Origin of the sequence: Nonomuraea sp. NPDC052265 (assembly GCF_044547985.1) — a bacterium.
Taxonomy (GTDB): domain Bacteria; phylum Actinomycetota; class Actinomycetes; order Streptosporangiales; family Streptosporangiaceae; genus Nonomuraea.
This window is the reverse complement of the sequence record NZ_JBIUBJ010000010.1, coordinates 133229-147408: the sequence shown is the minus strand read 5'-3', so window position 1 is coordinate 147408 and position 14180 is coordinate 133229. Positions and strand designations below refer to the sequence as shown.

Genomic DNA, 14180 nt, shown 5'->3' with positions numbered 1-14180 from the left:
TGCGGAGGGCTCCGGTGGCACGCACGCGAGCGACGGCCGTGTCCGCGATCGTCCTGGCGCTCGGGCTGACGGGTGTCGGCGTGGCTCCGTTCGTCGGTCAGAGCGCGAGCGCCTCTGTCAGCCGCGCGGCCTTCGACCCGGCGGTGGAGCCGTGCGACGCGGGCGAGACCTGCGATCCGCAGACCACGGTCACGGTCACGACGACGTTAGGCACGCCGACGCCGGAGGAGGCGCCGGAGACGACGATCACCCACACCGTCACGGCGGGCCCGTCGAAGACCACGAAGGCACCGAAGCCACCCAAGACCACCACCGCACCCACGCCCCCGCCCGTCCAGGAGACGACGCAGCAGCCGCTGGCGCCCCTGCCCACCGCACAGACCACGGCGGGGCCGCTGCCCACGGAGGAGGCGACGGAGACCTCCGTCGAGATGCCGTCCGTCGCGCCGACGGACTCGCCCACCACGGCCGCCACGCAGCCGAGCGACACCGCCCCGACCACGGACTCGGTCCAGCTCGAGGTGCGCAATGCCGCGCCGGAGTTCGACCAGAAGTCGCTGACGCAGAAGCTCAGCATCCCGGCGCTGGTGCTGGTCCTGCTCGCGCTGTTCGCGGTGCTCATCTTCGAGGGACGGCTGCGCCGCATGGCCCACGCGGCGGCCGTGCGCAAGGCGGGCCCCCCGATGGGCTCCCCGATGGGCCGCCCGGACGTGCCGCCGCCCGGCTACCCCGCGGGCCCCGGTTACGCCACGGCGTCCTTCCCCGCCCCCGGTTACCCGGGCGGCACGGCGTACGCGCCGATCATCAGCTTCGTCCCGGTCCAGACCTACCCGACCGGCCAGCCCGGCTACGGCCCGGCCTACCACGACCCGGCCTACCACGACCCGTACGGGCACCAGGGCGGCTACGCGCCCGAGCCGGCGCCGACCGTGCCCGCGAACATGCCCGCGACCGCGCCCGAGCCCGTCGTGCTGCACCCCGACGAGTTCGACTCCTACAGCGAGCCCCCGCAGTCCACCCAGGACTACCGTGACCCGTTCGAGCCGCTGATCCCGGCCGAGCAGCCGCCGGCCGACATCCCGCCGGGCGGCGGGAAGCCGTACGAGGACGAGCGCGAGTTCCCGCTCGCCCCGGCCGCGGCTGCCGAGAGCGGCGACTCCGAGCCCTGGCAGCAGGGCCCGTCGCTGTTCGAGCCGAAGCAGCCCGCGCAACCCCGGCAGCCGGGGCCGCCCGAGGGGTACCTGCCGCCGCCGTACCTGCCGCCGGAGGGGGACGCCGCGACGGTCGTCCAGCCGTTGCCGCCGCAGCCGCCGGAGGGCGCCACCAAGGAGATGCCGGACCCGAAGCACAAGAAGAAGCGCTGGGGCCGCAAGTAGCACAGAACGGAAGCGGGGGCCGGATCCGATCCGGCCCCCGCTTCCGTGTCGCCGCCTACTTGGCGCGCTTGAAGATCTTGTTGCCCAGCCAGACCAGCGGGTCGTACTTCCGGTCGGCCACGCGCTCCTTCATCGGGATCAGCGCGTTGTCAGTGATCTTGATGTGCTCGGGGCAGACCTCGGTGCAGCACTTGGTGATGTTGCAGTAGCCGAGCCCGTGCTCCTCCTGGGCGGACTCCTGCCGGTCGGCCACGTCGTAGGGGTGCATGTCCAGCTCGGCGATCCGCATGAGGAAGCGCGGACCGGCGAAGGCCGGCTTGTTCTCCTCGTGGTCGCGGATCACGTGGCAGACGTTGTTGCACATGAAGCACTCGATGCACTTGCGGAACTCCTGCGAGCGCTCGACGTCCACCTGCTGCATGCGGTACTCGCCCGGCCGCACGCCCGCCGGCGGGGTGAACGAGGGGATCTCGCGGGCCTTCTGGTAGTTGAAGGACACGTCGGTGACCAGGTCCTTGATGACGGGGAAGGTCCGCATCGGGGTGACCGTGATGGTCTCGTCCTCGGAGAAGGTGGACATCCGGGTCATGCAGCCCAGGCGCGGCTTGCCGTTGATCTCCATGCTGCACGAGCCGCACTTGCCGGCCTTGCAGTTCCAGCGCACCGCCAGGTCGGGGGCCTGCGTCGCCTGGAGCCTGTGGATGATGTCGAGGACGACCTCGCCCTCGTTCACCTCGACGGTGAAGTCCTCAAGCTTGCCCTCGCCGCCCTCACCACGCCAGACCTTGAACTTCGCCTTGTAACTCATTCGGCAATCCCGTCGAACTCGGCCATCTCTTCGTCGGTGAGGTACTTCTTCAGCTCGTCCCTGTCGAACAGGGTGATCAGGTCGCCGCGCATGGACGGCTGGGTCTTCTCCGCGACCTGGACGCTGCTGCCGTCCGCGGTGGAGCAGACGAGCAGCTTGCGGCGCCATTCCGGATTCATCCCGGGGAAGTCGTCGCGCGTGTGGCCGCCGCGGCTCTCCTCGCGCAGGAGGGCGGCGCGGGCCACGCACTCGGAGACCAGCACCATGTTCCGCAGGTCGATCGCCAGGTGCCAGCCGGGGTTGTAGATCCGCGAGCCGGCCGCGCCGACCTGGCGCACACGCTCCTTGAGCTTCTCCACGACCTCCATGGCCTCGGAGACCTCTTCGGCCTTGCGGATGATGCCGACCAGCTCGTTCATGGTCCGCTGGAGCTCGTGGTGCACCTCGTACGGGTTCTCGCCGTCGCGCTGGAGGGGCGCCAGGGCCTCCTCGCGGGCCGCGTCCACGAGCTCCTGGACGATCTTGGGGCGGCCCTTGAGGCCGTCGACGTAGGCCGCCGCGCCCGCGCCCGCGCGCCGCCCGAACACCAGCAGGTCGGACAGCGAGTTGCCGCCCAGCCGGTTGGAGCCGTGCATGCCGCCGGACACCTCGCCCGCCGCGAACAGCCCGGGTACGGCCGCCGCGCCGGTGTCGGCGTCCACCTCGACGCCGCCCATGATGTAGTGGCAGGTCGGGCCCACCTGCATGGGCTCGGCGGTGATGTCGACGTCGGCCAGCTCCTTGAACTGGTGGTGCATCGACGGCAGCCGCTTCTTGATCTCCTCGGCCGGTAGGCGGGTCGAGACGTCGAGGAAGACGCCGCCCTGGGGGGATCCGCGGCCGGCCTTGACCTCGGAGTTGATCGCGCGGGCCACCTCGTCACGCGGCAGCAGCTCCGGCGGGCGCCGGTTGTTGGCCTGGTCGTTGTACCAGCGGTCGCCCTCCTCCTCGGTGGTGGCGTACTTGTCCTTGAACACCTCGGGGATGTAGTCGAACATGAAGCGCCTGCCCTCGGAGTTGCGCAGCACGCCGCCGTCGCCCCGGACGGACTCGGTGACGAGGATGCCGCGCACGGACGGAGGCCAGACCATTCCGGTGGGGTGGAACTGGATGAACTCCATGTTGATCAGGTTGGCGCCGGCGAGCAGCGCCAGGGCGTGGCCGTCGCCGGTGTACTCCCAGGAGTTGGAGGTGACGACGTACGACTTGCCGATGCCGCCGGTGGCCAGGACCACGGCGGGGGCGTCGAAGAGCAGGAAGTTGCCGGTCTCACGCCAGTAGCCGAACGCGCCGGAGATGCGGTCGCCGTCCTTGAGCAGGCGGGTGACCGTGCACTCGGCGAAGACCTTGATGTAGGCCTCGTGGTCGCCGTGCGTCTCGAAGTCCTCCTGCTGCAGCGCGACGACCCGCTGCTGGAGGGTGCGGATCAGCTCCAGGCCGGTACGGTCGCCCACGTGTGCGAGCCGCGGGTACTCGTGACCGCCGAAGTTCCGCTGGCTGATCTTGCCGTCCTTGGTGCGGTCGAACAGCGCGCCCCACGCCTCCAGCTCCCAGACGCGGTCGGGGGCCTCCTTGGCGTGCAGCTCGGCCATGCGCCAGTTGTTGAGGAACTTGCCGCCCCGCATGGTGTCACGGAAGTGCACCATCCAGTTGTCGTCGGGGTTGACGTTCCCCATGGCGGCGGCCGCGCCGCCTTCGGCCATGACGGTGTGGGCCTTGCCGAACAGCGACTTGCAGACGATCGCCGTGCGCTTGCCCTGCTGGCGGGCCTCGATGGCGGCCCGCAGCCCGGCGCCGCCCGCACCGATGACGACGACGTCGTATTCGTGACGCTCGATTTCCACTTGAAGAAGTCCTTTATGCGAACGGGAAGGCGATGACGCCCTTGGCGACCATGCGGACGTAGAAGTCGGCGATCATGACCGAGAACATCGAGGCCCAGGCGAGCTGCTGGTGCTTGGCGTTGAGCTTGGAGACGAACGTCCAGGCCCGGTAGCGCAGCGGGTGACGGGAGAAGTGGTTGAGCCTGCCCGCGGTGATGTGCCGGCACGAGTGGCACGACAGCGTGTACGTGTTGATCAGCACGGCGTTGACGACCAGGACCCAGGTGCCGAGCCCCTGCGGCTTGTGGACGAGCGCCAGGACGGCGTCGTAGGCCAGGACGAGGCCGATCACGATGGCGGCGTAGAAGAAGTACCGGTGGATGTTCTGCAGGATGAGCGGGAACCGGGTCTCACCGGTGTACTTGCCGTGCGGCTCCTGGACGGCGCAGGCGGCCGGCGACAGCCAGAACGAGCGGTAGTACGACTTGCGGTAGTAGTAGCACGTCAGCCGGAACCCGCCCGGCAGGCCGAGGATGAGCAGCCCCGGCGGCAGGGTGAACCAGTCGCCGATCGGTGCCCACCCGAACAGCCGCGCGCCCTCGGGGCACGCCGTGGTCAGGCAGGGCGAGGCGAACGGGGCGATGTACGGATCGACGAAATAACTGCCGTCGATGATCGCCCATACGCCGTAGACAAGGAACGAGCTGAGCCCGAGGAACGTCAGCAGCGGGACCAGCCACCACCTGTCGGTGCGCAGCGTGCGCACCTTGACCTGGGCACGCTGCCTTCTGACCGGGGCTTCGGGCGTCGTCTGGGTCATCGCGGACCTCTCCACCTCCCGCGGACCTGCACACAAGGGGGTCCGGGTCGTTTCGCTGGGCGCGCGTACGGCGGGTGCGGTACCGCTCTGGGCGCGCGTTGGTGGGGGATACGTTACGACGACCGCATAGGATTTTGTGAGCGGGGTCACTCACTTTTTCGATGACCCACTGTGATTCCTGTCACGTATGCGCGTCAGGGCCGCTGACCGGGTGTCGGGAGCTTCGCCACGGTTACGAAAAAATCATCTATTTGCCGGACAACACGGATAAATTGCTCGAAATCCACCGGCTTTGCGACATAGGCGTTGGCGTGCAGCCGGTAGCTGTGCAGGATGTCCTCCTCCGCCTCCGAGGTCGTCAGGATCACCACCGGGATCGTCCGCAGCGTGGCGTCGGCCTTGACCTCGCGCAGCACCTCCAGGCCGTTCATCCGGGGCAGGTTGAGGTCGAGCAGGATCAGGTCGGGCCGCGGCGCGCCGGCGTAGGCGCCCTCCCGCCGCAGGTACGCCATCGCCTGCTCGCCGTCGTTGACCACGTCGAGCCGGTTCCGCACCTTGTTGAGGGCGAACGCCTCCCTGGTGAGCAGGATGTCCCCCTGGTCGTCCTCCACGAGCAGCACGTCGATGGGGTGCCAGTCCGTCATGCGTCGCCTCCCGCCGCGGGGAGCGTCCAGCGGAACGTCGCCCCCTGGTCCGCCGGTGTGTCGTCGAGCCAGAGCTGCCCGCCGTGGTACTCGACGATCTTCCGGCAGAGCGCCAGGCCGATGCCGGTCCCCGGGTACACGTCCCGGGGGTGGAGCCGCTGGAAGATCAGGAAGACGCGGTCGGCGTACTTGGGGTCCACCCCGATGCCGTTGTCGGAGCAGCAGAACTCCCACACGTCGCCCTTCCGCTCGGCCGTGACGCGCACGCGCGGCGGGTCCTCGGAGCGGAACTTGATCGCGTTCTCGACGAGGTTCTGGAAGAGCTGGATGAGCTGCCGCCGGCTGCCCTCGACCGTGGGCAGGTGGTCCCGGGTGACGGTGGCGCCGGTGTCCTCGATCATGGCCGACAGGTTCTCCAGGGCCCGGTCCAGGGCCTCGCCCGAGTCGGTCGGCGCGCGACCGCCGCTCGTCCGGCCCACCCGGGAGAAGTCGAGGAGGTCGTTGATCAGGAGCTGCATGCGCTTGGCGCCGTCGACCGCGTAGTGGATGTACTGCCGGGCGCGGTCGTCGAGCTGCGGGCCGTACCGCTGCTCCAGCATCTGGGTGAAGCTGGCGACCTTGCGCAGCGGCTCCTGGAGGTCGTGGCTGGCGACGTAGGCGAACTGCTCCAGGTCGCCGTTGGACCTGCGCAGCTCGTCGGCCTGGTCGGCGGCCTCGCGCCAGGCCGAGACGACGCGGCGGCGCATGGAGTCGACGTGGCTGGACAGCTCGCTCAGCTCGGCCGGCCGGTCGACGCCGAGCCGGTGGTCGAAGTCGCCGGCGGCGACCGTACGGACCTGCTCGGTGAGCTGGTCGATGGGCTTGAGCACGGCGTACCGGACGACGAACGCCAGGCCCGCCCCGCACGCCACCAGCACCCCGAACATCAGGATCAGCGCCACGTCGAGCCGGTCGAGCTGGGCGGCCATCTCGGGCCTCGGGTTCAGGGCCCGCGCGTCCGCGATCATCGCCATGGTGACCACCACGCCGGCCGCGAACACGAACCCGGCCACCGCGCCGATGGCCAGGAACCAGCGGGCCACCGGCAGCCTGCCGAGCCCGGTCGGCGGCTTCGGGGGAGGCAGCGGATGGAGGCTCATCCCGATCTCCTCGACACCAGGACGACCGCGAGGTCGTCGCTCAGCTTCCCCACGTGCCTGATCAGCCGGTCGAGGTCGATCACGCCGTGCTCGCGCACCAGCCCGACCAGGCCCTCGACGCCGAGCATCCCCCTCCGCTCGCCGACGGCCGCCTCGATCAGGCCGTCGGTGTAGAGCATCATCGACCACTCCTCGCCCAGCGGCACGTCGATGACCGCCCACTCGGCGTCGGGGAAGATGCCGAGCGGCGGCCCCGAGGGCGTGTCGCCCACCACCGTGGGCACGCCCTGGCGGACCAGCACCGGCGGCGGGTGCCCGACCACGCGCATCCGGGCGTTGCGCAGGTCGGGCGTGAGCGTCGCCATGCACAGCGTGGTGAAGATCTCGGGCGCCTTGCGTTCGGCGCGCAGGAGGGCGTCCATCGTGCGCAACAGCGTGTCGTCGGTCTGGCCGGCCAGCACCAGCGTGCGCCAGGCGATGCGCAGCGCCACGCCGAGCGCGGCCTCGTCGGGCCCGTGGCCGCAGACGTCGCCCACCACGACGTGCACCGCGCCGTCGGGGGTCTGGACCATGTCGAGGAAGTCGCCGGCCAGCAGCGTTCCCTGGTCGCCCGGCAGGTAGCGGATCTGGTGGGTGATCGCGTCGGTGCGCAGCAGGGGCACGGGCAGCAGGCCGCTCTCCAGGCGGGCGTTCTCCTTGGCGGTCAGCTCGGCCTCGAACAGCTTGAGCTGGGCCAGGTCGGCCCGCCTGCGCTCCATGGCGTACCTGATCGCCCTGGCCAGCAGGCGGGCGTCGACGTCCTGCTTGACCAGGTAGTCCTGGGCGCCCGCCTGGACGGCGGTCACGCCGACGTGCACGTCCCTGAGACCGGTGAGGACCAGCACGGCCGCGTGCGGGGCCAGCGCGAGCACCTCCTCCAGCGCTTCGAGCCTGCTGGCGTCGGGCAGCGTGAGGTCGACGAGCACGCACTGGATCGTCGGATCGAGCTTGGCCCTGGCCTCCTGGAGGGTGCGCGCCCGGAAGATCGTCGGTGGCGCATCGGCCTGGTTGAGCAGCTCTTCGACCAGGAAGGCGTCGCCGTCGTCGTCTTCGATGAGGAGCAGTGTCAGCGGCTCGTCGAGGTTTGCCGTCACACACGCCTTCCCGGGGGAGTCGGGCTGTTGCTGCTCATTCTGCGATGAGTTCGACCCCTTGCGGAAGCGTGCCTTCCTGGCCGGCCTCGACCACGAAGGCGAGCAGGGTCTCCCGGAACGCCTGCGCGGCCCTGGTCGGTTCGACGTCCTTGCGGTGGGCCAGGGCGATCGTACGGCTCAGGCCGGGCGGCGCCAGCGGGGTGCCGGACAGCCCCGGCCGCCCGTCGAGCACCATCGACGGCACCACGGCCACGCCGAGCCCGGCCTCCACGAACCGCAGCACCGCGTCCATCTCGCCGCCCTGCACCGAGAACCTGGGGTCGAACCCGGCCTGGCGGCAGGCGGTGAGGGTGGCCTCGCGCAGGTCGTAGCCGCGCCTGAACATCACCATCTGCCGGCCGCGCAGGTCCTCTATCCGCAGGTACGGCCCCCGCGCCCGCTCGTGGGAGGGCGCGACCACGACCAGGTTCTCCCGCAGGATGTCCTCGGTCACCAGCGAGGGGTCGTCGCTCTGCAGCGGCATGATGATCAGCGACAGGTCGAGCTGCCCCCTGGCCAGCGCCCTGACCAGGTCACGCGAGCCGCCCTCCTCCACCAGCAGCTCCACCCCCGGGTACGCCTGGTGGAAGCGCGCCAGCGCGTCGGCCAGCAGGCCCGCGCACAATGACGGCGTGGCGCCCAGCCGCACCCGGCCCCGGCGCAGCCCGGCCAGCTCGGCCACCTCCTGCCGGGCGGTGTCGGCGTCGGCCAGCATCCGGCGGGCCAGGGGCAGCAGGGCCTCGCCCGCGGCCGTCAGCGTGACGTTGCCGCGCGCGCGGGAGAAGAGCGGGGCGCCGAGGTCGCTCTCCAGAGCCTTGATCTGCTTGCTGAGCGAGGGCTGGGCGACCCGCATGCGTTCGGCCGCCTGGGTGAAGTGCCTGGTCTCCGCGACCGCGACGAAGTAGGCGAGCTGCTGCAACTGCATGTGATTTTCCTCGCACCGGCCGAGCATTTTTCCTTATGACGACCGTATAAACCAAGCATCATAGCCGGAAGCTATGGAAACCAGACCCATCATGACTTGGACGGATCATTGCTGGATACCTAGCGTTCAAACGTGACTGCCACGATAGAGCGCGGCGCCGCCACCGCGCCTGTTAACGCCCCCAAGGGTGCCTCGCCCGCACCGACGTCCAAGAAGCCGAGCCGGTTCCTGAGCTCGTCGAACGGCAAGAAAGTCGTCATGGCCGTCACGGGCGCCGTGATGGTGTCCTTCCTCGTCCTGCACATGCTCGGCAACCTCAAGATCTTCCTCGGCAAGGACTCGTTCAACGAGTACGCCGACGCGTTGCGCACGCTCCTTGAGCCCATCGCGCCGTACCGGACGGTGCTGACGATCCTGGAGATCGGGCTCGTCGTCTCGGTCGTGCTGCACATGTGGGCCGCGATCTCGCTGTCGCGCAAGGCGGCCAAGGCCCGGCCGGTCAAGTACGTGGCCAAGAAGTCGCAGGCCAACGGCTACGCCACGCACATCATGCGGTTCGGCGGCCTGACGATCCTGCTGTTCGTGATCTGGCACCTGCTCGACCTCACCTTCGGCGTCGTGAACCCCAAGGGCTTCGACTCCGCGCCCGCCGACCGCATGGTCGCCGGCTTCGACCCCTCCCGCTGGTGGGTGACCCTCATCTACCTCGTGGCCGTCGTCATGGTCGGCCTGCACCTGCGGCACGGCATCTGGAGCGCCTTCCAGACGCTGGGCTGGGCCAACCGCAACCGCTACCGCGGCCTGCGCCTGACGGCCGCCCTCGTCTCGGCGGTCCTGGTGGTCGGCTTCCTGGCCCCGCCCCTCGCCATCACGTTCGGAGTTGTGAAGTGAAGTACACCGAAGGCTCGGAGATCCGGGACGCCAAGGCTCCCGCCGGTCCCATCGAGGAGCGGTGGGAGAAGCGGAAGTTCAGCGCCAAGCTGGTCAACCCGGCCAACAAGCGCAAGCTCAACGTGATCGTCGTCGGCACCGGACTGGCGGGCGGCTCGGCCGCGGCGACCCTGGGCGAGCTGGGCTACAACGTCAAGTCGTTCTGCTACCAGGACACGCCCCGGCGCGCCCACTCCATCGCCGCCCAAGGCGGCATCAACGCCGCCAAGAACTACCGCGGCGACGGCGACTCGATCTACCGGCTCTTCTACGACACGGTCAAGGGCGGCGACTTCCGCGCCCGCGAGTCGAACGTCTACCGCCTGGCCCAGGTCTCGGTGAACATCATCGACCAGGCCGTGGCCCAGGGCGTGCCGTTCGCCCGCGAGTACGGCGGCCTGCTGGACACCCGCTCGTTCGGTGGCGCCCAGGTCTCCCGTACGTTCTACGCCCGCGGCCAGACGGGCCAGCAGCTCCTGCTGGGCGCGTACCAGGCGCTGGAGCGGCAGATCGCGGCCGGGACCGTGGAGATGCACACCCGCCACGAGATGCTCGACCTGATCGTCTCCGACGGCCGGGCGCGCGGCGTCATCGTGCGCGACATGGTGACCGGCGAGATCGAGCGGCACCTGGCCGACGCCGTGGTGCTGGCCACCGGCGGTTACGGCAACGTGTTCTTCCTGTCCACCAATGCCAAGGGCTGCAACACGACGGCCATCTGGCGGGCGCACGAGCGCGGCGCGTACTTCGCGAACCCGTGCTACACGCAGATCCACCCGACCTGCATCCCGGTCTCCGGCGAGTACCAGTCGAAGCTGACGCTGATGTCGGAGTCGCTGCGCAACGACGGCCGCGTGTGGGTGCCGCTGCGCAAGGACGACGACCGGGCCCCCGGCGACATCCCGGAGGAGGAGCGCGACTACTACCTGGAGCGCATCTACCCCGCCTTCGGCAACCTCGTCCCGCGTGACATCGCCTCCCGCGCCGCCAAGAACGTCTGCGACGAGGGCCGTGGCGTCGGCCCCGGCGGGCTCGGCGTCTACCTCGACTTCCGCGACGCCATCAACCGGCTCGGCCGCGACGCGGTGGAGAAGAAGTACGGCAACCTCTTCGAGATGTACGAGCGCATCACCGGCGAGAACCCGTACGACGTGCCGATGCGCATCTACCCCGCCGTCCACTACACGATGGGCGGCCTGTGGGTGGACTACGACCTGCAGTCCACGATCCCCGGCCTGTTCGTGATCGGCGAGGCCAACTTCTCCGACCACGGCGCGAACCGGCTCGGCGCCTCGGCGCTGATGCAGGGCCTGGCCGACGGGTACTTCGTGCTCCCGACCACGATCGGCGACTACCTGGCCAACGGCCCGTACGGCGAGGTGGACGAGGAGGCCGTGGCCGAGGCGGAGATCAAGGTCCGTACCAGGATCGACCGCCTGATGTCGGCGAACGGCACCCGCACCCCCGACTCCTTCCACCGCGAGCTGGGCAAGCTCATGTGGGACTACTGCGGCATGGAGCGCACCGAGGAGTCGCTGCGCAAGGCCCTGGAGCGCATCCCCGAGCTGCGCGAGGAGTTCTGGAAGAACGTCAAGGTGTCCGGCACCGCCGAGGAGCTGAACCAGGTTCTGGAGAAGGCCGGCCGCGTCGCCGACTTCTTCGACCTGGCCGAGCTCATGTGCCTGGACGCCCTCGTCCGCACCGAGTCCTGCGGCGGCCACTTCCGCGCCGAGTCGCAGGACCCCGACGGCGAGGCCCTGCGCGACGACGAGCGCTTCGCGCACGTCTCGGCCTGGGAGCGCACGCCCTCCGGCGAGACGGTGCTGCACAAGGAACCGCTCGAGTACGAGTACGTCAAGATGACCCAGCGGAGCTACAAGTGAACCTGACCCTCAAGGTCTGGCGTCAGAGCGGCCCTTCCGACGCCGGACGCATGGTGACGTACCGGGTGGAGGACGTGTCCCCGGACATGTCGTTCCTGGAGATGCTGGACGTCCTGAACGAGCGGCTGATCCTGGAGGGCGACGACCCGGTCGCCTTCGACCACGACTGCCGCGAGGGCATCTGCGGCATGTGCGGCATGGTCATCAACGGCGTGGCGCACGGCGAGCAGCGCGCCACGACGACGTGCCAGCTCCACATGCGCCACTTCGAGGACGGCGCCGAGATCACCATCGAGCCGTGGCGCGCCGCGCCGTTCCCGGTGGTGAAGGACCTGGTCGTGGACCGCAGCGCGTTCGACCGCATCATCCAGGCGGGCGGCTTCGTCTCGGTCCCGGCCGGCTCGGCCCCGGACGCGCACAGCGTCCCGGTGCGCAAGGAGGACGCCGACGCCGCGTTCGACGCCGCGACCTGCATCGGCTGCGGCGCCTGCGTGGCCGCCTGCCCGAACGGCTCGGCCTCCCTGTTCACCGCCGCCAAGATCACCCACCTCAGCCTGCTGCCCCAGGGCCAGCCCGAGCGCCTGATCCGCGCCAAGGCCATGGTGGACCAGATGGACACCGAGGGCTTCGGCGGCTGCACGAACACCGGCGAGTGCACGGCGGTGTGCCCCAAGGGCATCCCGCTGGACACGATCGCCCAGATGAACAGCGACTACCTCAAGGCCAACGCCAAGTAGACCAGGTCGTCGAGCAGGCCCCGTCCCGGGAAGAACCGAACCGGGACGGGGCTTTTGCGTACAGACGGCTTGTGTCCAAAGAATTCTGGACGAGCTGTAACAACAGGAGTGCTCGCACCACTTCCCGGTGTCAGAAGAACGCACCAGGGACGAAGGGGCTGCGCGGTGACGGATGATTCCCACCGTTTCACCGGCATGTACGACGAATGCCGACAACGGGTGTGGGCCTACGTGGTCAGTCGTGCCGGCCGGCAGGTGGCCGACGAGGTGGTGAGCGAGACGTTCGCCATCGCCTGGCGACGGCTGGACGACGTGCCCGAGCCGCCGCTGCCGTGGCTGCTCGGCGTGGCGCGCAACCTCCTGCGCGACGACGCCCGCTCGCAGGCACGCAGGGACGCGCTGGCCGCCGAGCTGAGCTCGTGGACCGAGGACGGCCGCCCGGACGTGGCCGAGCAGGTCACCGAGCGCATGGGCGTGCTGCGGGCGCTGGCCGAGCTGCACGAGGACGACCGGGAGGTGCTCATGCTGGTCGCCTGGCACGGGCTGTCGCCCAAGCAGGGCGCCCGGGTCGTCGGCTGCTCCTCGGCGGCCTTCCGCGTACGGCTGCACCGGGCCCGCAAACGGCTCGCGCGGGCCATGGAGTCGTCCGAACCGTCCCGTCCCTATGTGCGCAACCTCAGCGAGGAGTGGTCATGAACCCGATGGACGAACTCCGGGCCGCCCGGCCCGCGCACCTCGGCGACCGGCCGGTGGACGAGCGCACCAGGGCCGCCGAGCTCGCGCACGCCATGTCGGTCCCCCGTCGGACCCGGCGCCGGCGCGCGGCCGTACGCCCGGTGTGGGGGCTCGCGGGCCTCGCGGCGGCGGTGGCCGCGGTGGCCGCGGTGGCCGTCGTGGTGGCGGGGAACGCGGCGCCGCAGCCCGGCAAGCAGGCTCCGCAGGCCGGGCAGAGCGCGTCGGCGACGCCGCGGAAGGTCACGCTGTCGGCCAGGGCGGTGCTGCTGGCCGCCGCGGAGAAGGCCGACCGGCAGCCCGACCGTACCGGCGAGTGGTGGTACTCCTCGTCGGTGAGCAGGCACGTCTACCCCGCGCGCGAGGGCGGATACCTGGTCGTGGACCGGCAGCGCAACGAGGAGTGGACGCCGCGCGCGACCGGCGGCGAGCAGTGGAGCCGCGAGCAGCGGCTCGGCGCGGAGCCCGCCGGCGAGGCCGACCGGCTGGCCTGGGAGCGGGCGGGCTCGCCCGGCGAGATCGACGTGGTCGTGCCGATGAAGAAGGTGGCCCCGCTGAGCCTGCCGACCGCCTCCGGGAAGGCCACGACCTCGCACAGCCCCCTGGTGGACGGCGACAAGGTGTTCTGGCTCGGCCGCAACGTCACGATGAAGGACCTGCGCGGCCTGCCGGACGAGCCGGAGAAGCTGAAGAAGTGGCTGCTCGACTCCTATGACGGGCACTCGACCGAGTCGTCCAGCGTGAAGATGGACTCCGACGACTGGCTGTTCACGGTGAGCGTCGGGCTGATCGTCGACATGCCGGTGACGCCGCAGGTGCGCGGCGCCGCCTTCCGCATGCTGGCCGGGCTCGACTCGGTGAAGGTGATCGAGAACGTCACCGACGCCGAGGGCCGTACCGGCACGGCCGCGGCCCTCCGGCAGAGCGACGAGCGGACCGGCGTGCGGGAGAGCCGCCTGATCTTCGACGAGGCCACCGGGCGGGCACTGGGCACCGAGAGCGTCGTGGTCGAGCCGCGCGGCCCGCAGGCGGCCCTGGAGCCGGGCACGGTGTCGAGCTCCGAGGCCGTCCTGGAGGCCGGCTGGACGGACGTCGGCCCCAAGCGCTGAGGAAGGCCCGCGCGCTCACACCGGACGCGCTCCCGGGCCGGTA

General features: G+C 70.3%; 13 protein-coding genes. 6 read left to right on the top strand and 7 right to left on the bottom strand.

Features of this window, described 5'->3' with window-relative positions; all coding sequences use genetic code 11:
• Nucleotides 1-14 precede the first annotated feature (14 nt).
• A complete protein-coding gene (locus ACIHAD_RS27855) occupies nt 15-1376 on the top strand; it encodes a hypothetical protein (protein WP_397357578.1) in 1362 nt (453 codons plus the stop codon).
• Between the two features lie 55 nt (nt 1377-1431).
• Here ACIHAD_RS27855 and ACIHAD_RS27850 read toward each other — a convergent pair whose 3' ends face one another.
• From ACIHAD_RS27850 to ACIHAD_RS27820, 7 genes are all read right to left on the bottom strand, one after another.
• Nucleotides 1432-2184, bottom strand: a complete 753-nt coding sequence (locus tag ACIHAD_RS27850) for a succinate dehydrogenase/fumarate reductase iron-sulfur subunit (RefSeq protein WP_352324162.1) — start codon at nt 2182-2184, stop codon at nt 1432-1434.
• A complete protein-coding gene (locus tag ACIHAD_RS27845) occupies nt 2181-4067 on the bottom strand; it encodes a fumarate reductase/succinate dehydrogenase flavoprotein subunit (RefSeq protein WP_397357577.1) in 1887 nt (628 codons plus the stop codon). Before ACIHAD_RS27845 ends, ACIHAD_RS27850 begins: the two co-directional genes overlap by 4 nt.
• Nucleotides 4068-4080: 13 nt before the next feature.
• A complete protein-coding gene (locus ACIHAD_RS27840) occupies nt 4081-4866 on the bottom strand; it encodes a hypothetical protein (protein ID WP_397357576.1) in 786 nt (261 codons plus the stop codon).
• A 194-nt stretch (nt 4867-5060) separates the two neighbouring features.
• Nucleotides 5061-5510 (bottom strand): response regulator, encoded by a 450-nt coding sequence (locus ACIHAD_RS27835; protein WP_397357575.1) that lies wholly within the window; start codon nt 5508-5510, stop codon nt 5061-5063.
• A complete protein-coding gene (locus ACIHAD_RS27830) occupies nt 5507-6649 on the bottom strand; it encodes an ATP-binding protein (RefSeq protein WP_397357574.1) in 1143 nt (380 codons plus the stop codon). The genes ACIHAD_RS27835 and ACIHAD_RS27830 overlap by 4 nt, the downstream gene beginning before the upstream one ends.
• Nucleotides 6646-7782, bottom strand: coding sequence for a PP2C family protein-serine/threonine phosphatase (locus tag ACIHAD_RS27825; RefSeq protein ID WP_397357573.1), 1137 nt, complete (start codon nt 7780-7782; stop codon nt 6646-6648). The genes ACIHAD_RS27830 and ACIHAD_RS27825 overlap by 4 nt, the downstream gene beginning before the upstream one ends.
• A 34-nt stretch (nt 7783-7816) precedes the next feature.
• Nucleotides 7817-8746 carry a LysR family transcriptional regulator gene (locus ACIHAD_RS27820; RefSeq protein WP_397357572.1) on the bottom strand — a complete coding sequence of 310 codons (930 nt, stop codon included), beginning with the start codon at nt 8744-8746 and terminating at the stop codon, nt 7817-7819.
• A gap of 132 nt (nt 8747-8878) precedes the next feature.
• Here ACIHAD_RS27820 and ACIHAD_RS27815 point away from each other — a divergent pair, with 132 nt between their 5' ends.
• The 5 genes from ACIHAD_RS27815 (at nt 8879) to ACIHAD_RS27795 (ending at nt 14137) form a co-directional block, all read left to right on the top strand.
• The gene (locus ACIHAD_RS27815) at nt 8879-9637 is read left to right on the top strand and encodes a succinate dehydrogenase cytochrome b subunit (RefSeq protein ID WP_397357571.1); all 759 of its coding nucleotides are present in this window, start codon (nt 8879-8881) and stop codon (nt 9635-9637) included.
• Nucleotides 9634-11559 carry a fumarate reductase/succinate dehydrogenase flavoprotein subunit gene (locus tag ACIHAD_RS27810; protein WP_397357570.1) on the top strand — a complete coding sequence of 642 codons (1926 nt, stop codon included), beginning with the start codon at nt 9634-9636 and terminating at the stop codon, nt 11557-11559. Before ACIHAD_RS27815 ends, ACIHAD_RS27810 begins: the two co-directional genes overlap by 4 nt.
• Nucleotides 11556-12296, top strand: a complete 741-nt coding sequence (locus tag ACIHAD_RS27805) for a succinate dehydrogenase/fumarate reductase iron-sulfur subunit (RefSeq protein WP_397357569.1) — start codon at nt 11556-11558, stop codon at nt 12294-12296. The genes ACIHAD_RS27810 and ACIHAD_RS27805 overlap by 4 nt, the downstream gene beginning before the upstream one ends.
• Before the next feature lie 165 nt (nt 12297-12461).
• Nucleotides 12462-12992, top strand: coding sequence for an RNA polymerase sigma factor (locus tag ACIHAD_RS27800; RefSeq protein WP_397357568.1), 531 nt, complete (start codon nt 12462-12464; stop codon nt 12990-12992).
• Nucleotides 12989-14137, top strand: a complete 1149-nt coding sequence (locus ACIHAD_RS27795; protein WP_397357567.1) for a CU044_5270 family protein — start codon at nt 12989-12991, stop codon at nt 14135-14137. The genes ACIHAD_RS27800 and ACIHAD_RS27795 overlap by 4 nt, the downstream gene beginning before the upstream one ends.
• Nucleotides 14138-14180: the final 43 nt, after the last annotated feature.

Excerpts from the sequence above, each read along its gene's own strand:
- ACIHAD_RS27850 (WP_352324162.1), bottom strand. The coding sequence starts at position 2,184 with ATGAGTTACAAGGCGAAGTTCAAGGTCTGGCGTGGTGAGGGCGGCGAG.
- ACIHAD_RS27840 (WP_397357576.1), bottom strand. The coding sequence starts at position 4,866 with ATGACCCAGACGACGCCCGAAGCCCCGGTCAGAAGGCAGCGTGCCCAG.
- ACIHAD_RS27835 (WP_397357575.1), bottom strand. The coding sequence starts at position 5,510 with ATGACGGACTGGCACCCCATCGACGTGCTGCTCGTGGAGGACGACCAG.
- ACIHAD_RS27830 (WP_397357574.1), bottom strand. The coding sequence starts at position 6,649 with ATGAGCCTCCATCCGCTGCCTCCCCCGAAGCCGCCGACCGGGCTCGGC.
- ACIHAD_RS27820 (WP_397357572.1), bottom strand. The coding sequence starts at position 8,746 with ATGCAGTTGCAGCAGCTCGCCTACTTCGTCGCGGTCGCGGAGACCAGG.
- ACIHAD_RS27795 (WP_397357567.1), top strand. The coding sequence starts at position 12,989 with ATGAACCCGATGGACGAACTCCGGGCCGCCCGGCCCGCGCACCTCGGC.